The organism is Thalassobellus citreus (assembly GCF_044385915.1).
Classification (GTDB): domain Bacteria; phylum Bacteroidota; class Bacteroidia; order Flavobacteriales; family Flavobacteriaceae; genus Thalassobellus; species Thalassobellus citreus.
Genome location: NZ_JBISCC010000126.1, coordinates 221,185 through 240,080 on the forward strand (window position 1 = coordinate 221,185; position 18,896 = coordinate 240,080).

Here is an 18,896-nt window from a genome sequence, read left to right on the forward strand (position 1 = left end):
TTTAAAAAATACTGCTTAGTATAATTCTTAACCCCCATGCTAAAGATGCTTTTGTTTCTCTATTATTTAATTTGCAAATGTCTTTGGAAGTAATAATACATTCTATTCCCATTAAAGCTGTTGAAACAGATAATAGTTTATTATAAACATCCTTTTCAATTTGATTTCTATAAGGAATAAGCGCTAATTTTAATGCTGCCATTCTTTTGGAACTTTTTGTTAGTTGTGTTTTATATGAATCGTCTTCTTTTAAGTAAATACTTAAATATTTACGGAATGCTGCTTCGTTATTTATTGCTAATTCATTAAAATAATCTTGAATGTATAATATGCGTTCTATTATTGGAAGATGTTTAGTTTCTAGAAATGTATTTTCTGTAGATTTTGTTAGAATTTCTAAACTCGCCTCAGAACATAAAATATCGATGTTCGAAAAATAACGATATATAGTAGCTCTAGAAATATTAGAAGCTTTAGCTATATCTTCAAGACTAAAGTTTTGGCCTTGTTTTAATAGCTCTTGTGTGGTGTTTAATATTTTAAGTCTTGTTTTTTCCTTTTGTGCTTTACGCCCTGAATTTAATGCGAGATCACTCATGAGATTTTTGTCTTATAAAAAATAAATATACAAAAAAGCGATTAAAATTTTTGTGAGACAAATATCTCATGAAATAAAAAACAAAGCATTTAGGTTTTAAATACTTGAAAATAAAGGACTTTGTGTGTTTATTGAAGTTGTGAAAAAGATTGTTGAACGTTAAAACAACGATAGTTGCTTGAAAGGACTCTCGTGGTCTAATAACCATTTTTTCCGATGTAAACCACCTGCGTAACCGGTTAAACTACCGTTTGAACCAATAACTCGATGACAGGGAATGATAATCCAAAGGGGGTTTTTACCATTGGCATTAGCAACAGCTCTAATAGCTTTTACATCGCCTAACTGTTTAGAAAGTCCTAGATAAGAAGTGGTTTTGCCGTAAGGAATATTTAATAAAGCATCCCACACTTTTTTTTGAAAATCGGTTCCTTGCGGGTTTAAATTTAAATCAAATTGTTTTCTAGAACCTTCAAAGTATTCATTTAACTGAATGACACAATCTTCTAATTCTATGGGAATTATATCTGTAGTTTTTTCTTCTGAGTTAAGAACAGTAACTGATGAAATACCATTAATGTCTCCAAGAATTTTAGTAAAGCCTAAAGGAGATTTAATGATGCAAGTTTCCATTAGTCTTCAGTTTTAGGATTTTCTATAATGCCTAATTTTTTCGCACGTGCTTCCCAGTTTTTCCTTGCTTGGTGTTGTAAATCACTAACATTATCACTTTCGTCCATAATTTCAAGTCCAAGTAATGTTTCAATAACATCTTCCATAGTAACTAAACCACTAACTGTTCCGTATTCATCAACAACTAAAGCCATGTGGTTTCTTGTTTCAACAAGTTGTTCAAACAGTTTAGGAATGGGTAAGTCTCTATTTATTATAATGATATGGCGTTTTAAATCTAATAGCTTTTTTGAGCCATTACCAAGTGCCATTTCTTTAAAAACTTCATCTTTTAAAACGAGACCTTTTATATTATCTGGATTATCAGAATAAATAGGAATTCTTGAAAAACGGAGGTTGAGGTTTCTTTTAAAAAAGTCTTCTACCGTTGTGTTATCGTCTTCAACTTTCATAACCGTTCTAGGTGTCATAACATTTTTAGCCATAACATCTTTAAAGGTTAGTAAGTTTTTAATTACTTTACTTTCGCTTTCTAAAAACACACCTTCTTCATGAGCCATGTCGGTCATTACATGAAAATCTTCACGACTTAATACACTTCCGTGATGTCCTTTACCGCCAATTAATTTTGTAGTAAGTTGTAAAAGCCATAAAATACCCGTCCATTTTAAAGGGAATATTAAAATTTTTAAAGCTTTTGTTGTGAAGTTCGCAAAGCTTTTCCAATAGGTGGCTCCAATGGTTTTAGGAATAATTTCTGATGCTACTAATATTAAAAGCGTCATAATTGACGATACCACTCCAACCATTATTTCTTCGGTAAATTCAATACCTAAAAACGATGTTGTTTGAGACCCGTATAGTTCTGTATATGCCACTTTTGCTTGTACACCAACTAGTATCGCTCCAACAGTATGAGCAATAGTGTTAAGAGTAAGAATTGCTATTAGCGGTCTGTCTACGTCTTTTTTTAAAGTTTCTAAATCTGTAGCGTATCCTTTGTTTTCTTTCTTCTTAACATTTATAAAAGTAGGTGTAACGCTTAGTAGAACAGCTTCTAGAATGGAACATAAAAAAGAAAAGAATATTGAAATGATTCCGTAGAAAAGTAATAATGCCATAAGAGATTTTAAATTTATGCTAAATTACGAAATCAATTTCATAAAAAGTTAGAAGAAGTGATTTGTGATTTTTTGCTACTTTTATATTACATTAGTGAGTATTTTTTTACTTTTAACAAAATAGATATAAAATATTAATTTGAAACCATTTTTTCTTCATATAGTTTTCTTCCTTTTTATTAGAAGCATTCTATATGCACAGGTTTCACCAGATAATCCTCATATAATTCCTTCTCATGAGTCGTATGCCGAAAAAGTGTATTTACAGTTAGATAAAACTGTATATACATCAAGTGAAACCATTTGGTTTAAAGCTATCGTTACAAAAGCATCAAACCATATACCAACCGATTTAAGCGGTATATTGTATGTGGAGTTAATTAATCCGTACAAAAAAATTATAGACAAGCGTTTACTAAAGCTTAACAATGGACTAGCAGACGCTTCTTTCAGTCTTCAAAATTATGAATCTGGACAATATTTAATTAGAGCTTATACAAAGTGGAATACTAATTTCGAGCAAGACTTTATATTCAATCAATATATCCAAATTCATACATTAGAAGAGAAAGCAGACCCGATACAAGCAGTAACATTAACCAAAACAGATAGTGAAACGTTTAAACTTTCGGCACAATTAAATCCGTCATTGATAGATGCTAAATTCAAGGGAAAACTTAAAGTCTATTTAACTTTAGATGGAAAAGCAGATTCTTTAGAAGTAAAAAAAGATAAAACAGGCTATTATAATTTTGACCATCCTTTACCTGAAGAAACTAAGCAAGCTACTTTACAATTAAATTTGGATAATTTTAATAGTTTTTCTAAAACCATCGCATTAAATGAAGATGAATTAGATCTTCAGTTTTTCCCTGAAGGAGGCGTATTGGTGAGTGGCTTAAAAAGTGTTGTAGGCTTTAAAGCTATTGATTATGCTGGTAAGGGAAAAGAAGTTACAGGAAACATCGTAGACGAAGAAGGGCAGATAATTTCTACCTTTAAAAGTAATCATTTAGGTATGGGGAAAGTGCCGTTTACACCGCAACTTAATAAACAATATTATGGGACTATAACTGGTAGTCAAGGGGCCGTTATTAAATATCCTTTCCCTAAGGCTTCTTCGGTTGGAATGGTATTAAATATTACTGAAGATGAAAAACATATAAATGTTTTAGTCAGTTCCAATCCTTCTTTCGAAGATAAATCAATTTCTTTACGAGTAAGACATAGAGGGGTAACAGATTATTATTCTAATATTAAAATAAAAGGTAAGACCTTTTACAAACAATTTGAAAAAGCCTTATTCCCCGAAGGTATAATAGAATTTACCATTTTTAACAGTAATCAAATTCCTGTTTGCGAACGTTTATTTTTCAATATTAATAAAAAGGAACAATTAAACATTGTAGTTAAACCAAACCAAACTGTTTATGGACAGCGAGATAAAATTAAGCTTAACATAGACATTAAAGATTTTAATGATGTCCCTGTAAATGGGAATTTATCTGTTTTAGTTATTAATAAAGATCAATTAGGCGATATGCAGGCATTACGTCAAAACATACGGTCTTACTTTTTGTTATCTTCAGAATTAAAAGGTGAAATTGAAGATTCAGGATATTATTTTAAAGATGAAAATAAATCTGAAGATCTTGATGTTTTAATGCTTACACAAGGATGGAGAAAGTATAATTATAAAACCCCAAAAAGTATATTTATTAATGAACCAGAAAAAGGACTTACTGTAAAAGGTAGAATAGGTGAAGTCATAAATGCTACTAAGCTATCAAAAAAATCAGTTGATTTAATAATGATAACTTTTGGTGATGGCGCTAAAGAGTTTTATACACAACAAGTAGATAGTACAGGCTTATTTAATTTTAATATAGACGATGTGTATGAAGACAACTTAGAAGTTGTAATTCAGTCTAAGAATAAAAAAGGAAAAAATAAAGATTATACTATTAGATTGGATAAAAAAAAGGTTCCTAAAATCCAGTATAATCCTCAAAAAAAGATTGAAGTTGTAGATACCATCATTGATGCCTTTTTGGAAAAAGCGAAAGCGCATGAAAAAGTTATTGATGCTTTTAGAAAATCAGAAGGAACCATAGAACTTGATGAAGTTTTATTAGATGGCTATAAATTGACACCGCAACGAGAAAAAATGATGAAACTACACGGGCCACCAGATGTTGTAATTGAAGATAAAGAATTGCAGAGTAAAATAAAAAAGTGGTCGTTTGGGTTATATAGTATTCTTCTTTTTAATTACCCTAGAGAATTGAGTGTAAGAAGAGTCGGTAGAAATGGCGGGTTTTTATACGCAAATGTTCATGGAGCTAATTTCACTTTCATTATTATAGATGGGGTGCCAGTAAAAATTGAGAATTATTCATTAATTGAAAGTTTGCCTACAGAGGAAATTAAAAGTGTAGAAATAATAAAAAATCCAAAGAATTCATTAAAATATGTAAATGAAGTGTTAGGTAACCCTATGGCTTTAGATCCTATGGCAACAATTTCTTTTATAAATATTTACACTTATGCAGGTAAAGGGTTGTTTAGTGTACAAAGAACACATGGTATTTCAAAAAAGACCATTCCCGTATTTTCAACACCTCGAGAATTTTATGCACCCAAATACGAAAACTTAACAACTCAAGATTGGAAAATACCAGATTTAAGATCGTTGGTTTATTGGAACGCTAATTTGCAAACCAATACAGATGGTAAAGCTGTTGCTGAATTCTATAATGCTGACGATATAGGAGATATGTTAGTAGTTATTGAAACCATCACAGCAGATGGAAAAATAGGCTATCAAGAAACGACTTATACCGTTGAAGAAAAACTTGAAAGGTAAGTAGTTTTAAGAAATCAATTTCACAACATCCTTAGCAAAGTAACTTGCTATAATATCTGCGCCAGCACGTTTAAATGCCGTTGTTGTTTCCATCATCACTTGATCGTGATTTAGCCAGCCTTTTTCGGCAGCGGCTTTTATCATGGCATATTCACCTGAAACTTGATAAACAGCAATAGGTACATCTACTTCATTTTTAATATCTCTTAAAATATCAAGGTATGAAATACCTGGTTTTACCATAACAATATCGGCACCTTCATCAATGTCTAATTCGGTTTCTCTAAGTGCTTCAAAACGGTTTCCATAATCCATTTGATAGGTTTTTTTGTCTTTTGGAACATCAACCAAATCTACAGGAGCAGAATCTAAAGCATCGCGAAAAGGACCATAGAAGGCCGATGCGTATTTAGCAGAATAGCTCATAATACCTGTATCGGTAAAATCTTCGTCTTCTAAAGCTTCACGAATAGATAGAATACGACCATCCATCATATCGCTAGGTGCTACAAAGTTTGCTCCTGCTTCGGCATGAGATAAGCTCATTTCGGTTAAAACTTCAACAGTATCGTCGTTTACAATCTTTCCGTTTTCAATAATACCATCATGTCCGTATGAAGAATAAGGATCCATAGCCACGTCGGTCATAACAATCATATCTGGGCACACATTTTTAACGGTTTTAATGGCGCGTTGCATCAATCCGTTTGGATTTAAAGCTTCAGTACCTTTATTGTCTTTTAGGTTATCAGGCACTTTTACAAATAATAAAACAGATTTTAATCCCAGTTTCCAAAGTTCTTTTACTTCACCTTCTAATAAATCTAAACTATAACGAAAATAATTTGGCATAGATGCAATTTCATCTTTGATGCCTTTGCCTTCAACAACAAAAAGTGGCACTAAAAAATCGTTTGGAGTTATGATGGTTTCTCGAACTAAAGAACGAATGGCTTCATTGGTTCTTAATCTTCTATTTCTTTTTATTGGATACATGTTTATTAGTTAAAAAGTTAAAAGTATAAAGTTAAAAAGTTTTAACTCGTACTTGAAAAGTGTTTTTAGGTTTCGTTTGTTTCCTACTTGTTATTTATTTGCTTAATCCTAAATATTTCCAGTGATTATTTTCTTTTACAAATGCCGATTTTTCATGTATAACTTCTATAGTTCCATGTTCATAAAAATAAGCGTTAAAAGTTACCGTGCCTTCGGAATCGTTTTGTTTTCCTTTGCTAGTTTCTAGTATTTCTAATTTTATCCATTGCACAGATTTTGCCCATGCAACAATAGATTTTTTCTCTTTTAAAGTACGTGTTTTGGTATGATGACTCGTCATTAAATAATCGCCATTAGCTACCACAAATGCGCTATATCTAGAACGCATGAGTTGTTCTGCTGTTTTTGCTTCAGCTAAATTTTTATGCACTTTTTCGCAACAATTAGTAAAGGGTTTTAAGCTTCCGCAGTAACAATCCATTTTATGTTTTTAAACCCAATCAATAGGGTTTTGTAATATGTTTATTAAACGTTCTTCTTCGCTACCAGCTTCAGGGTGATGATCGTAAACCCACTGCACATGCGGTGGTAAACTCATTAAAATACTTTCTATACGTCCGTTGGTTTTTAATCCAAATAAGGTGCCTTTATCATGAACTAAATTGAATTCAACATAGCGTCCACGACGTATTTCTTGCCATTTACGTTGTTCGTCTGTATATGGTAACGCTTTTCGTTTTTCAACAATTGGTACGTAAGCTTCAAGGAAGCTATCTCCAACTTCTGTAACAAAGTTATACCAATTCTGCATAGTCATGTCTTCTGATGCTTTGCAATAATCGAAAAACAAACCACCTAAGCCTCTACCTTCGTTACGGTGTGCATTATAAAAATATTCGTCGCAACGAGCTTTGTATTTAGGGTAGAATTCAGGATTGTGCTTATCGCAAGCCGTTTTACAAGTTTGATGAAAGTGTTTTGCATCTTCATCAAATAAATAATAGGGCGTTAAATCTTGTCCGCCACCAAACCATTGGTTTATAATGTTTTTGTTTTCATCATACATTTCAAAATAGCGCCAATTAGCATGAACCGTTGGTACCATTGGGTTTTTAGGGTGCAAGACTAAACTTAGTCCACAGGCAAAAAAATCGGCTTCGCCTACTTTAAACATTTTTTGCATGGTATCTGGTAACTTGCCATGAACCGCTGATATATTAACACCGCCTTTTTCAAAAACGTTGCCGTTTTCAATCACACGTGTGCGTCCGCCGCCGCCTTCTGGTCGTTTCCAAAGGTCTTCTTGAAATGTAGCTTTTCCGTCAATTTCTTCAATTTTTGAGGTAATGCTGTCTTGTAAACTTTGTATGTATTGGTAAAATTTGTCTTTCATTTTTATTTATTCTATTTCATTATACAATTCGTATAATTCCATGTCTAATGCTTTTTCTCCCGATGGCGTAAATTCGTTTTCTAATGTTCTTTTCCAAATAAAATTACAGTTTTTAGCAACGGTTACACTTGCTATATTTGTTTTATAAACGATGATTTGAAGTGTTTTTAATCCAAGGACTTCAAAAGCATAGTCTGATAATTTTTTTATGGCATTTGTTGTGATGCCTTTGCCTTCATAAGGATAGCCAATACAATATGCGAATTCCCCTTGTTTTTTAGTCCAGTTTAGTTCTTTAATATAGACTAAGCCTACCAGTTCATTGGTTTCGTTTTCTTTTATGGTGAATAAGAATTCTTCTTTTAAGTTGAATTGTTTCACCTTTTTTTGAACGAAAAGATTAGATAAGGTTGGCGTTAAATTTTGCTCTAATGTTTTTGGAAAATAGCGTTTTAATCGGTCTTCATTTGAAACTATAAAGTTGCAGAGATTCCAAGCATCTTTAATCTGGATAGGTTCTATGTAGAAGTTGTCGAAATTAAGCTGCATTAGGTAAATTGTTTTTCAGTTTAAGGGCATCAACGGTTTTTAATGTTGCTGCAGTAACCGATAATGGTAGCACTAAAATTACACCAATTATTGGAATTAATAAAAACAGAATAAAAACAATACCATTGCCAATAGCTAAACCACGATGTTTACGAACAAATTGTAGGCTTTGCTTGTATTTAAAATGACGTTCTAGCGTATAATCCATATTACCAAAACCTGCATAATAGGCCTGTAGCATAAACAGTAGAAAGGTTGAAAATATATTGACTATGGGAATGAATTTAAGTAGTAGTAACGGTATGGTTAAAAATAATTCCATAATTAAGTTCCTACCATTAATGCGAATACCTCGAATAAGCTGTTGAGAAAAACTGGTGTTTCTATGGTTATGATTTGTGATGCCTGTTAAATCTGCTTCAATTTTTTCGGAAACGGGGCTCATAAAAGGTGCAGATAAAGCCATTATGATGTGTTTAAAAAGAATGAGGCCAATGATTACAACTATGAGTCCGCCAATAAAATTACTAATTGATGCGAATGTGTCGTGTCCCCAATTCCAAAGCCATGCTTTAGAAATGAAACTTCCAATATTATCGGATAATCCATAGGCTGAAACACCGATAAGAAGTGCTGTTACGAAACTTATAATCATAGGAATTACAAAATACTTCCAGAGTTTTAATTTTGAAATTAAACTGAAAGCACCGAAGTATGCTTTAATTCCTGAAATGATGTTTTTAATCATAAAGCCTCTCCCTAGCCCTCTCCAGAGGAGAGGAGATTTGTTTCGTAAAGCTATTAAATTTATTTATATTTTCAATGTTTTATACCTCTATAAGAGTTTCTCCCTTTTGGGGAGATTAAGAGGGGCTTTTATATTCTTTAACGGCATCAATAAACGCTTTAGCATGATCTAACGGGATGTTAGGTAAAATACCATGACCAAGGTTTACAATGTATTTGTCTTTACCAAATTCGTTAATCATTTGGTGAACCATTTTCTTTATTTCTGCTGGAGGAGAAAACAAACGTGTTGGATCGAAATTACCTTGAAGCGTAATGTTTCCGCCAGTTAAATAACGTGCGTTTCTTGCTGAACAGGTCCAGTCTACACCCAAAGCCGAAGCGCCAGATTTTGCCATTTCGTCTAGAGCAAACCAACAACCTTTACCAAAAGCAATTACGGGAGCATCATCTTTTAAAGCATCGATGATTTGCTGAATGTATTGCCATGAAAATTCTTGATAATCGACTGGAGAAAGCATGCCTCCCCAAGAATCGAATACTTGTACGGCGTTACAACCTGCTTTTACTTTTTCTTTTAAATAGGCAATGGTAGTATCTGTTATTTTTTGTAATAATTGATGTGCTGCAATAGGATTAGTGAAACAAAACTCTTTGGCTTTATCAAAGTTTTTACTGCCTTGACCTTGTACGCAATAGCATAAGATTGTCCAAGGAGAACCTGCGAAACCAATTAACGGAATTTCATCGTTAAGTTTTTCTTTGGTTGCTTTTATAGCTTCGTAAACGTAATTTAATGCTTCTTTTACGTCTGGCACGATAACATTATCAACGTCTTTTTGAGAGCGAATAGGGTTTGGTAAATACGGACCAAAATTTGGTTTCATTTGTACCTCAATATTCATAGCTTGAGGAATAACCAAAATATCGCTGAATAAAATAGCAGCATCCATTCCGTATCGTCTGATAGGTTGTACCGTGATTTCACTCGCTAATTCTGGTGTTTGACAACGTGTAAAGAAATCGTATTTTTCTTTTATTGCCATGAATTCTGGTAAATAACGTCCTGCTTGACGCATCATCCAAACTGGTGGGCGGTTTACCGTTTCTCCTTTTAATGCTCTTAAAAATAAATCGTTTTTAATACTCATATCTTTTGTCATTCCTACGACAGCAGGAATCTTTTAAATTGAAACTTAAATTTTATAAAAATGGATTCCTGCCTGCGCAGGAATGACAATTATTACACGTAATGTTCGTTTACCAACTCAATTACACTTTCTACCGTTGGTACTTTTGCAACTCTTACATCGCTAAAATGCTTTCTTGCTTCGTTAGCTGTTGTTTCTCCAATGCAAAATGCAATAACTTCTGCGTTGTTTTTTTGAACAAAACTTTCAACGGTTGATGGACTATAAAACATAGCTGCTTCAACCGATTCGTCAACTTTTAAACCATCATATTTGGTTTCATAAGCTTCAACTTCGTTCACTTTTATATTGTTTTCTTCTAAAATTGTTGGTAAAGCATCTAATCTGATGTCGCTACAAAAGTATGTTACTTCGGTACCTTCAATGTATTCAACTAAATATTCTGCTAGTTTTTTTGCATTCTTTTCAGCGTGAGCAACTTTACCTATTTTGTTTTCAACTAAGCGTTTGGTACGACGACCAACACAGTAAATGTTTTTAAATTGAAGTTCGATAGCCGAATAATTAGTAACTAAAGATTCAACAGCATTTTTACTAGTAATAACAACATTCCTAATTTCATTTTTTAAGAAACGCGGATGTATTCTATTCAAGCTTATTTTTATAAAATCACTGCTATCAACCACTACTTTTTCATGAAACAACAAACGTTGGTCTTCAGTAAATGACTTTGTTGAATAAACTTTTGTTTCTTTAGTAGAATTCTTAATGTTATCCATCAAGCGTTTACCGCCACGTTCAATAACAAAATCGGCACAAAACTGTGCTATATCATGATGTTCTCCTAGTTTTTTTACTCTGGTAACATCGATTCTTTTAGATCCATCCGGACTTAATAAAACTCCTTTAAAGTTAATTTCTTCGTCTTTTATGTAAGCCAAAGCTCCAATAGGAGCGGTACAACCACCTTCTAGTTTATTTAAAAATTCGCGTTCAATACTTGTGCAAATTTCAGTTTCTTCATGATTTAACTCAGCGCAAGCAGCTTTAATGTCTTCATCTTCTTCTAAAGCAGTAATCATAATAGCACCTTGTGCAGGAGCAGGAATCATCCAGTCTAAATTAATAGCTTCTTCTGGTCTTATTCCAATTCTACCAATACCAGCTGCTGCGAAAATGGCTCCGTTCCAATTTTCATTATCTTCAAGTTTTTGTAAACGTGAGTTCACATTACCTCTTAAATCTACAATTGTATGTGTTGGGAATCTGTTTAACCATTGCGCACGTCGGCGTAAACTACCTGTAGCAATAATGGCATCTTTTGCGCCTAAAAACTCTTCGTTGTTTTTAAAAACTAAAGTGTCGTTTACGTTACCGCGTTTTAAAACAGCGGCTTGTACAATGCCTTTTGGAAGTACGGTTGGTACATCTTTTAAGGAATGAACGGCAATGTCGATATCGTTATTTAACATAGCAATATCTAAAGTTCTGGTAAAAATACCGGTAATTCCTAACTCGTATAAGGGTTTGTCTAAAACTAAATCGCCTGTAGATTTTACAGGAACGAGCTCGGTTTTATGACCTAAATTTTCAAGTTGACTTTGCACTATTTTGGCTTGCCATAGTGCTAATTCACTATCGCGTGTGCCAATTCTTATGGTTTTAGACATTTTTTGTTGAAGGTTCTAATTGGAACACTTTTTTTATAAGTTCTAGACTCTCGTCTGTAGAAATCGTGTCATCTTTTAAATGATGCGCGAAATGATTGGTTATTTTTTGAATGATATTATTGCTAATTAATTCGGCTTGAGTTTCATTAAAGTCCGATAGTTTTTTGCGTTGTGTATCTAACTCGGCCGTAGCAAAATCATTCAATTTATGTTTTAACGCTTTAATGGTTGGAGCAAACTTTCTAGTTTCTAACCATTGATTAAATTCTGTTTTAACGTCTTCTATAATAGTTTCGGCTAATGGAATATGTTTTTTACGCGCTTCTAAAGTTTGATCGGTTATTTTTGATAAATCATCTAGATGAACAAGTGTTACATTGTCTAATGTTTCAACATCTTCATTTACATTTTTAGGAATTGATAAATCTAAAATTAAAAGAGGTTTTTTAGATTGAATAATTTGTTTGTCTACCGTTGGGCGGTGTGCACCAGTAGCAACAATTAATATATCAGATTCGTTAATTTCTTCTTGTAAATTCGCATAATCTTTAACTAATAAATTGAACTTCCCAGCAATTTGTTCTGCTTTATCTTTTGTTCTATTTATTAAAGTAATGTGTTCGTTTTCGGTATGCTTTACAAGGTTTTCACAAGTGTTTCTTCCTATTTTACCTGTTCCGAATAACAAAATATTCTTGTTAGAAACATCTTCAACGGTGTTAAAAATATATTGAACCGAGGCAAATGATACCGAAGTTGCTCCCGATGAAATGTCTGTTTCTGTTTTTATACGTTTGCTTGCTTGAATAACAGAATTAACTAAACGCTCAGTAAAATGATTAAGTAAACCGTGTTTTCTTGAAAGTTTTGCACTTGATTTTAACTGACTAATAATTTCAAAATCACCTAAAATTTGACTGTCTAAACCGGAACCAACGCGAAACATGTGCGCAATAGCTTCGTTGTTTTTATATATGTAAGCTACTTCTTGAAATTCTTCAACAGTACCTTTTGTATTATCACAAAGTAATTGAATAAGTTGAAAGGGGTGTTGGGCAAAACCATAAATTTCGGTTCTATTACAAGTAGAAGTAACTACTAAACTTTCAATATTGTTTTCTTTTGCTTGATTTAGAAGCGCTAGCTTAGAGTCATCATCTAAACTAAAGTGTCCTCTTATATCTGCATCGGCCTTTTTATAACTCAAACCAATAGCATAAAAGTAATTACTTCTTGAAATATTGTACTTCTGCATGTTGCTATACCTGAAATTGTGAAGCAAATGTATATCGATTGCTATAAAAAAAGTAACGCTCAAAGAACTTTTAATATCGTTTGTGGTTTTTTGCCCTGTTTTTTGATGATTATATGATATTTGTCATATTTTTGCATAGTATATAGCATATTTGAGACGATTAATTTATAACGAATCTAAATAAAGAGGTGTCATGAATGATAAAACTGATAGTAAAAATGTCGCTAAAGGTTCTTTTGAAGAAACAGAAGTTGATGAAGGGTTTTCTGTATTAGTTCATAAAAATGATAAAAGTGTCGCTCAAAGTGTTGAGAAGTACATAGATAGCGATTATATACAATTTCATTTTTGTTTAAAGGGATCTAGTAAGTTTCTTTTTAACGAAGGTAGGTATGGTTTAAATGTTTCTGAAGAAAATTCGTTGTTACTTTATAATCCGCAACAAGATTTGCCAATAAACCTTCACGTAGAGCCTAATTCTTGGATGGTTTCGGTGTTAATTTCTATAAAAAAGTTTCACGGTTTGTTTTCTCAAGAAGCCGATTATATTTCATTTTTAAATAATGATAATAAGGACAAGAAATATTATAAAGACGGCATTATTTCGCCATCCATGGCTATTGCATTAAATCAGTTAATTAATTTTAATTTAAACCATTCTATAAAATCTTTATATTTTAAAGGAAAGGCTTATGAGCTTTTAAGTTTGTATTTTAATAGAAGTGAAGATGCTAATGTTGAGCAATGTCCGTTTTTAGTTGATGAAACTAATGTTATTAAAATAAGGAAGGCTAAAGATATTGTTGTATCTAGAATAGCCGAACCACCTAGTTTACAGGAATTAGCAGATGAAATAGGGCTAAGTCTTAAAAAGCTTAAAGAAGGATTTAAACAAATATATGGCGATTCGGTATTTAGCTTTTTGTTTGATTATAAGATGGAAGTTGCTAGAAAATTGTTAGAAGCAGGAAATGATAATGTAAATGAGGTTGGGCTTAAAGTAGGGTATAGTACTTCGAGTCATTTTATTGCTGCATTTAAAAAGAAATATGGCACTACGCCAAAAAAATACATCATGTCTTTAAATTAGAATTAAAAAAAAAGAAAAAGATGAAATATTTAACCCCCGAAATTGAAGCTTTATCTAAAAATGAGAACACGAAATCTTTAGCAAGAACAAATGTGTCTTGTGGCATTTTTCAAGATTGTGATTATAATGAAGCGCGCCCAAAATTATATCATCAAAAAAAATCAGATAAAAGTCAAGGTTGATTTTTAAATTATGTATAATTTACCTGTCTAAAAAAAAGAAATGAAAAAAGGAATCCTATTAGTTAATCTAGGCTCGCCAGATAGTCCAGAACCTAAAGATGTAAAAAAATATTTAGGTGAATTTTTAATGGACGAGCGTGTTATAGATTTGCCACTTGTAGCAAGAACAGCACTGGTAAAAGGTATTATTTTAAATACACGACCTAAGCAATCGGCTGCAGCTTATAAAAAAATCTGGTGGGATGAAGGTTCTCCACTAATTGTACTGTCTGAAAGACTTCAAAACAAAGTACAAGAGCAAGTAGATGTGCCTGTAGCTTTAGCGATGCGTTATGGTAGCATGACTATAAAAAAAGGACTTCAGGAATTAGTAGATAAAGGAGTAGATGAGGTATTGTTGTTTCCGTTATATCCACAGTTTGCTATGGCTACTACAGAAACTATTACGGTATTAGCAGAAGAACTTCGTCAAGAGTTTTTTCCGAATCTAAAAATAGAATCGGTTCCTGCCTTTTATAACAAACCAGATTATATTGAAGTGCTTGCTAACTCCATAAAAAAACATTTAGAAGGTAAAAATTACGAGCATTTATTGTTTTCTTATCATGGTGTTCCAGAACGTCATATTAGAAAAAGCGATGTTACTAATTCGCATTGTAAAATAGATAAAAGTTGTTGTGTAACACCTAGTAAAGCGCATGAGTTTTGCTATAAACACCAGTGTTTAGAAGTTACCAGATTGGTTGCCGAAAAATTGCAATTTGAAGAAGGTTCGTATTCTACATCTTTTCAATCGCGTTTAGGGTTTGATCCGTGGTTGCAACCTTATACAGATAGAACTATTGAGCGTTTAGGAAAACAAGGCATTAAAAATATGGCCATTGTAACACCTGCTTTTGTGAGCGATTGTTTGGAGACTTTAGAAGAAATTGCCATGGAAGGACAAGAAATTTTTCATGAAATGGGCGGACAAGATTTTACAACCATACCTTGTTTAAACGATGATGCCGAATGGGTGGTTTTAATTGCTAAATGGATTAAAACATGGGAAGCGTCTAAAACAGCAGCAGTATAATAATGTCTAAAATAGCGTCTCAAGATTTAGGAACACAACCCATTGGGAAATTGTTGATTAAACAAGCGGTTCCTGCTTCGATAGGGATTTTAGTCATGTCACTAAACATCCTAATCGATACCATTTTTGTAGGTCATTGGATTGGTGCTTTAGCCATTGCTGCCATAAATGTAGTATTACCAGTATCTTTTTTTATTGCAGCTTTGGGGATGGCAATTGGTGTTGGTGGGTCTTCAATCATTTCACGTGCTTTAGGTGCTAATAATAAAGATAAAGCGCTTAAAACTTTTGGAAACCAAATAATGCTAACGTTTTTGTTTACAGTTTTATTTGCGGTGTTTGGCTTGTATTTTGTAGATACATTAATTCCTGCTTTTGGAGGAAAAGATAATATTTTTGACCCTGCAAAAATTTATTACGAAATTATTCTTTATGGTGTGCCAATCCTTGGGTTTGTCATGATGGGTAATAATGTAATTCGAGCAGAAGGCAAACCTAAATTTGCCATGTATGCTATGTTAATTCCTTCTATTGGAAACTTGGTGTTAGATTATATTTTTATTAATGTGTTAGATTATGGAATGGCAGGTGCAGCTTGGGCAACTACAGGATCTTATCTTGCGGCATTTCTATTTATATTTTGGTATTTTATATCCAATCATTCGGAATTAAAAATTAATCTTTCACATTTTAGGCTAGATAAAAAAATAGTATTAGAAATAGGGGCTTTAGGCTTTGTTACCTTAGCAAGACAAGCCGTTGTAAGTGTTACATTTTTATTAGTTAATAATGCGCTGTTCAATTTTGGAGGCGTTACCTCTGTAACAGCCTATGCTATTGTTGGTAGAATGATGATGTTTGTATTGTTTCCGGTTTTTGGAATTACACAAGGCTTTATTCCTATTGCAGGTTATAACTATGGAGCAGGAGAATATCAACGTGTTAAAGATGTTATTTACACCTCCATAAAATATGCAACTATTTTAGGAACTATCGTCTTTATTGGATTAATGTTTTTCCCTGAAATTATTACAAAATGGTTTACAACCAATCCCGATGTTATTAGGGTTACCCCAAATAATATGCGTTGGGCGTTTGCTGCTGTGCCTATTTTAGCATTACAGCTTATTGGCGCTGCATATTTTCAGGCTGTTGGAAAAGCATTGCCAGCATTATTGTTAACACTTACTAGGCAAGCTCTGTTTTTTATTCCTTTAATGTATATTTTGCCTAAATTTTATGGCGAATTAGGTATTTGGATTTCGTTTCCCGTAGCCGATGTACTAGCTACATTGGTAACTGCCTATTTTTTAAATAGAGAAGTAGTAAAGACTTTAAAATCTTAAATTATGGAATATTATAATTACATAAAATCATTTCATCTCATTTTTGTAATCACTTGGTTTGCAGGTTTGTTTTACATTCCGCGTTTGTTTGTTTATCAAATAGAAGCCTTTCATAAACCCTCGCCAGAAAAAGAAATTCTAGGAAAACAATTAAAGCTTATGGCAAAACGCTTGTGGTTTATCATCACATGGCCATCGGCTATATTAGCAACTATTTTTGCTATTTGGCTGCTGGTTTTACAGCCGTTTTGGTTGCAACAACCATGGATGCATGTAAAATTAGGTTTCGTTATTTTACTTATAATATATCATTTAAAAACCCATCAATACTACAAACAATTACAAAACGATGTGGTTAAAAAAACATCCAGTTTTATGCGTATCTGGAACGAGGGCGCAACATTCATTTTATTTGCAGTTGTTTTTTTAGTTATTTTAAAAAGCGCTATCAATTGGGTTTGGGGAGTTGTTGGTATTTTGGTTTTAGGCGTTTTAATTATGTTAGGCTTTAAAGTGTATAAAAACATACGCGATAAAAATCCTGAAGCTTAATTATTTTGGCGTTACCTTTTATCCTGAATTTAGTTCAGGAACAGGTCGGGCTTTTCGTTAAAAGTTTTGGCTCGATGCGCGCCTCGCCAAAAGCTAACACTGCAATCCCTAACGCACTTATCAGTTAACTTAATTTTAAGGCAACTTTAGGCTGTTTGGTCTAATTATTGTTATATTTATTGAACTTTTAAAAGCACAATAACTATTCATGAAATTAAAAAAACTTTCTCTACGTACCCGTATTTTTTTAGTTATGATTTTGTTGGTGCTTTTAGCATCTGTTCTTATTTCGGCAGTAGCTTTATATCAGTATCAAGAACAAAGTAAAGATTATCACGGTGGTCGTTTAGCGCGTAAAGAAGGGAATGTTCAAACACATTTAAAACGTATTTTAAACGGCAGACAAAATACATGGGAAGTTAAAACTGAAAATATTCCTTTAATTTTTAAAGACGAGATTTATAATGTAGCCGATATACATAAGCTTCAAATTATTTTATATGACTTAGAAGGTGCTTTATTGTTATCATCAAAAGCCAGTTTACAAGTTAGTGATGCTGATAAATGTTTAAAAGCTGAAGTTTTAAATGAAATTTCAAATAGAGCAGATCATAGGTATGTAGACAAACATATAGAAAACGGACAAACCTATCAGTCTTCTTATACCTATTTGGTAGATCAAAAATCAAAACCATTAGCCATTTTAAATATACCATATTTAGAAAGAGATGACTTTTTAACAAACGAACTTTTAGAGTTTTTAAAGCGTATAGCCTATGCTTTTATGTTTGTTTTATTAGCAGCCATAATTATTGCGTTTTTGCTGTCAAAATACATTACAAAATCATTGCAGGCTATTAGCGATAAAATTAACACCACTAGATTAGAAAAACGAAACGAAAAGATAGATGTAAACGATACAAGCGAAGAAATCTCAACCTTAGTTAATTCATACAATAGTATGATTGATGAGCTGGAAGAAAGTGCTGTGCAATTAGCAAGAAGCGAGCGTGAACAGGCGTGGAGAGAAATGGCAAAACAAGTCGCTCACGAAATTAAAAACCCGTTAACACCTATGCGCTTAACGGTTCAAAATTTTCAACGTAAGTTTAATCCTGAAGATGAGAATATTCATTTAAAAGTAGATGAATATAGTAAAACACTTATTCAGCAAATAGATACCATGAGTTCTATTGCGTCTGCCTTTTCAAATTTTGCAAAAATGCCAGCGCAACAAAACGAAACGCTTAATGTGGTTAAAATTGTAAAATTAGCGCTCGATATTTTTAATGAAGATTATATCTTTTTTACATCAGAATCAGAAGAAGTTATTGCAAAATTTGATAGAACTCAACTAATAAGAGTGGTTACAAATTTGGTTAAAAATGCTATTCAAGCTATGCCAGAAAATCAAATACCAAAAATTGTAATTAATGTAGGTTCTAATTCTAAAGATGTTATAATTACTGTTTCAGATAATGGTTCTGGTGTGTCTGAAGAGAACAAAGAAAAGGTGTTCGAACCAAAATTTACAACCAAGACAAGTGGTATGGGGCTTGGGTTAGCCATGGTTAAAAACATTATTGAAACCTATAAAGGGAGTATTTCATTTAGCTCAGAAAAAGATAAAGGTACCACATTTAAAGTCACATTTCCTAAAGAATAATTTACT

General features: G+C 32.6%; 18 protein-coding genes. 7 read left to right on the top strand and 11 right to left on the bottom strand.

The window, feature by feature from the left end; all coding sequences use genetic code 11:
* Position 1 precedes the first annotated feature (1 nt).
* From ACH5TX_RS13430 to ACH5TX_RS13440, 3 genes are all read right to left on the bottom strand, one after another.
* Entirely contained in the window at positions 2–598 is a 597-nt protein-coding gene (locus ACH5TX_RS13430) for a TetR/AcrR family transcriptional regulator (RefSeq protein WP_439340011.1), read from the bottom strand.
* Between the two features lie 159 nt (positions 599–757).
* The gene (locus ACH5TX_RS13435; protein ID WP_439340012.1) at positions 758–1,231 is read right to left on the bottom strand and encodes a methylated-DNA--[protein]-cysteine S-methyltransferase; all 474 of its coding nucleotides are present in this window, start codon (positions 1,229–1,231) and stop codon (positions 758–760) included.
* On the bottom strand, positions 1,231–2,352 hold the full coding sequence (locus tag ACH5TX_RS13440) for a CNNM domain-containing protein (RefSeq protein ID WP_439340013.1): 1,122 nt from the start codon (positions 2,350–2,352) through the stop codon (positions 1,231–1,233). The genes ACH5TX_RS13435 and ACH5TX_RS13440 overlap by 1 nt, the downstream gene beginning before the upstream one ends.
* A gap of 139 nt (positions 2,353–2,491) precedes the next feature.
* On the opposite strand from ACH5TX_RS13440, the gene ACH5TX_RS13445 reads away from it, so the two are divergent.
* Positions 2,492–5,218 carry a hypothetical protein gene (locus ACH5TX_RS13445; protein WP_439340014.1) on the top strand — a complete coding sequence of 909 codons (2,727 nt, stop codon included), beginning with the start codon at positions 2,492–2,494 and terminating at the stop codon, positions 5,216–5,218.
* 6 nt (positions 5,219–5,224) lie between these two features.
* Here the strand turns inward: ACH5TX_RS13445 and hemB are convergent, their stop codons facing one another.
* The 8 genes from hemB to hemA all read right to left on the bottom strand — a co-directional run bounded on the left by hemB (position 5,225) and on the right by hemA (position 12,979).
* On the bottom strand, positions 5,225–6,214 hold the full coding sequence (gene hemB / locus ACH5TX_RS13450; protein WP_439340015.1) for a porphobilinogen synthase: 990 nt from the start codon (positions 6,212–6,214) through the stop codon (positions 5,225–5,227).
* A 94-nt stretch (positions 6,215–6,308) separates the two neighbouring features.
* On the bottom strand, positions 6,309–6,695 hold the full coding sequence (locus tag ACH5TX_RS13455) for a YchJ family protein (RefSeq protein WP_439340016.1): 387 nt from the start codon (positions 6,693–6,695) through the stop codon (positions 6,309–6,311).
* A gap of 9 nt (positions 6,696–6,704) precedes the next feature.
* Positions 6,705–7,607 carry an oxygen-dependent coproporphyrinogen oxidase gene (hemF, locus tag ACH5TX_RS13460; RefSeq protein ID WP_439340017.1) on the bottom strand — a complete coding sequence of 301 codons (903 nt, stop codon included), beginning with the start codon at positions 7,605–7,607 and terminating at the stop codon, positions 6,705–6,707.
* A 6-nt stretch (positions 7,608–7,613) separates the two neighbouring features.
* Complete coding sequence (locus ACH5TX_RS13465) at positions 7,614–8,156, bottom strand: GNAT family N-acetyltransferase (RefSeq protein ID WP_439340018.1); 543 nt, start codon at positions 8,154–8,156, stop codon at positions 7,614–7,616.
* Positions 8,146–8,904, bottom strand: coding sequence for an EI24 domain-containing protein (locus ACH5TX_RS13470; protein WP_439340019.1), 759 nt, complete (start codon positions 8,902–8,904; stop codon positions 8,146–8,148). The genes ACH5TX_RS13465 and ACH5TX_RS13470 overlap by 11 nt, the downstream gene beginning before the upstream one ends.
* Positions 8,905–9,019: 115 nt before the next feature.
* Complete coding sequence (gene hemE / locus ACH5TX_RS13475; RefSeq protein ID WP_439340020.1) at positions 9,020–10,054, bottom strand: uroporphyrinogen decarboxylase; 1,035 nt, start codon at positions 10,052–10,054, stop codon at positions 9,020–9,022.
* Between the two features lie 92 nt (positions 10,055–10,146).
* The gene (gene hemC / locus ACH5TX_RS13480) at positions 10,147–11,724 is read right to left on the bottom strand and encodes a hydroxymethylbilane synthase (RefSeq protein ID WP_439340021.1); all 1,578 of its coding nucleotides are present in this window, start codon (positions 11,722–11,724) and stop codon (positions 10,147–10,149) included.
* Positions 11,717–12,979, bottom strand: coding sequence for a glutamyl-tRNA reductase (hemA, locus tag ACH5TX_RS13485; RefSeq protein ID WP_439340022.1), 1,263 nt, complete (start codon positions 12,977–12,979; stop codon positions 11,717–11,719). The genes hemC and hemA overlap by 8 nt, the downstream gene beginning before the upstream one ends.
* Positions 12,980–13,172: 193 nt before the next feature.
* On the opposite strand from hemA, the gene ACH5TX_RS13490 reads away from it, so the two are divergent.
* The 6 genes from ACH5TX_RS13490 to ACH5TX_RS13515 all read left to right on the top strand — a co-directional run bounded on the left by ACH5TX_RS13490 (position 13,173) and on the right by ACH5TX_RS13515 (position 18,890).
* Complete coding sequence (locus ACH5TX_RS13490) at positions 13,173–14,069, top strand: helix-turn-helix transcriptional regulator (RefSeq protein ID WP_439340023.1); 897 nt, start codon at positions 13,173–13,175, stop codon at positions 14,067–14,069.
* Between the two features lie 20 nt (positions 14,070–14,089).
* Entirely contained in the window at positions 14,090–14,251 is a 162-nt protein-coding gene (locus ACH5TX_RS13495; protein ID WP_439340024.1) for a hypothetical protein, read from the top strand.
* Between the two features lie 40 nt (positions 14,252–14,291).
* A complete protein-coding gene (hemH, locus tag ACH5TX_RS13500) occupies positions 14,292–15,326 on the top strand; it encodes a ferrochelatase (RefSeq protein ID WP_439340025.1) in 1,035 nt (344 codons plus the stop codon).
* A 2-nt stretch (positions 15,327–15,328) separates the two neighbouring features.
* Entirely contained in the window at positions 15,329–16,672 is a 1,344-nt protein-coding gene (locus tag ACH5TX_RS13505; protein WP_439340026.1) for an MATE family efflux transporter, read from the top strand.
* 3 nt (positions 16,673–16,675) lie between these two features.
* A complete protein-coding gene (locus ACH5TX_RS13510) occupies positions 16,676–17,224 on the top strand; it encodes a CopD family protein (RefSeq protein ID WP_439340027.1) in 549 nt (182 codons plus the stop codon).
* 208 nt (positions 17,225–17,432) lie between these two features.
* Positions 17,433–18,890 (top strand): sensor histidine kinase, encoded by a 1,458-nt coding sequence (locus ACH5TX_RS13515; protein WP_439340028.1) that lies wholly within the window; start codon positions 17,433–17,435, stop codon positions 18,888–18,890.
* Positions 18,891–18,896 lie beyond the last annotated feature (6 nt).

Excerpts from the sequence above, each read along its gene's own strand:
- hemB (WP_439340015.1), bottom strand. The coding sequence starts at position 6,214 with ATGTATCCAATAAAAAGAAATAGAAGATTAAGAACCAATGAAGCCATT.
- hemE (WP_439340020.1), bottom strand. The coding sequence starts at position 10,054 with ATGAGTATTAAAAACGATTTATTTTTAAGAGCATTAAAAGGAGAAACG.
- ACH5TX_RS13465 (WP_439340018.1), bottom strand. The coding sequence starts at position 8,156 with ATGCAGCTTAATTTCGACAACTTCTACATAGAACCTATCCAGATTAAA.
- ACH5TX_RS13430 (WP_439340011.1), bottom strand. The coding sequence starts at position 598 with ATGAGTGATCTCGCATTAAATTCAGGGCGTAAAGCACAAAAGGAAAAA.
- ACH5TX_RS13470 (WP_439340019.1), bottom strand. The coding sequence starts at position 8,904 with ATGATTAAAAACATCATTTCAGGAATTAAAGCATACTTCGGTGCTTTC.
- ACH5TX_RS13455 (WP_439340016.1), bottom strand. The coding sequence starts at position 6,695 with ATGGATTGTTACTGCGGAAGCTTAAAACCCTTTACTAATTGTTGCGAA.
- ACH5TX_RS13510 (WP_439340027.1), top strand. The coding sequence starts at position 16,676 with ATGGAATATTATAATTACATAAAATCATTTCATCTCATTTTTGTAATC.
- ACH5TX_RS13440 (WP_439340013.1), bottom strand. The coding sequence starts at position 2,352 with ATGGCATTATTACTTTTCTACGGAATCATTTCAATATTCTTTTCTTTT.
- ACH5TX_RS13435 (WP_439340012.1), bottom strand. The coding sequence starts at position 1,231 with ATGGAAACTTGCATCATTAAATCTCCTTTAGGCTTTACTAAAATTCTT.
- ACH5TX_RS13505 (WP_439340026.1), top strand. The coding sequence starts at position 15,329 with ATGTCTAAAATAGCGTCTCAAGATTTAGGAACACAACCCATTGGGAAA.
- hemC (WP_439340021.1), bottom strand. The coding sequence starts at position 11,724 with ATGTCTAAAACCATAAGAATTGGCACACGCGATAGTGAATTAGCACTA.
- hemA (WP_439340022.1), bottom strand. The coding sequence starts at position 12,979 with ATGCAGAAGTACAATATTTCAAGAAGTAATTACTTTTATGCTATTGGT.
- hemF (WP_439340017.1), bottom strand. The coding sequence starts at position 7,607 with ATGAAAGACAAATTTTACCAATACATACAAAGTTTACAAGACAGCATT.
- hemH (WP_439340025.1), top strand. The coding sequence starts at position 14,292 with ATGAAAAAAGGAATCCTATTAGTTAATCTAGGCTCGCCAGATAGTCCA.
- ACH5TX_RS13495 (WP_439340024.1), top strand. The coding sequence starts at position 14,090 with ATGAAATATTTAACCCCCGAAATTGAAGCTTTATCTAAAAATGAGAAC.
- ACH5TX_RS13490 (WP_439340023.1), top strand. The coding sequence starts at position 13,173 with ATGAATGATAAAACTGATAGTAAAAATGTCGCTAAAGGTTCTTTTGAA.
- ACH5TX_RS13515 (WP_439340028.1), top strand. The coding sequence starts at position 17,433 with ATGAAATTAAAAAAACTTTCTCTACGTACCCGTATTTTTTTAGTTATG.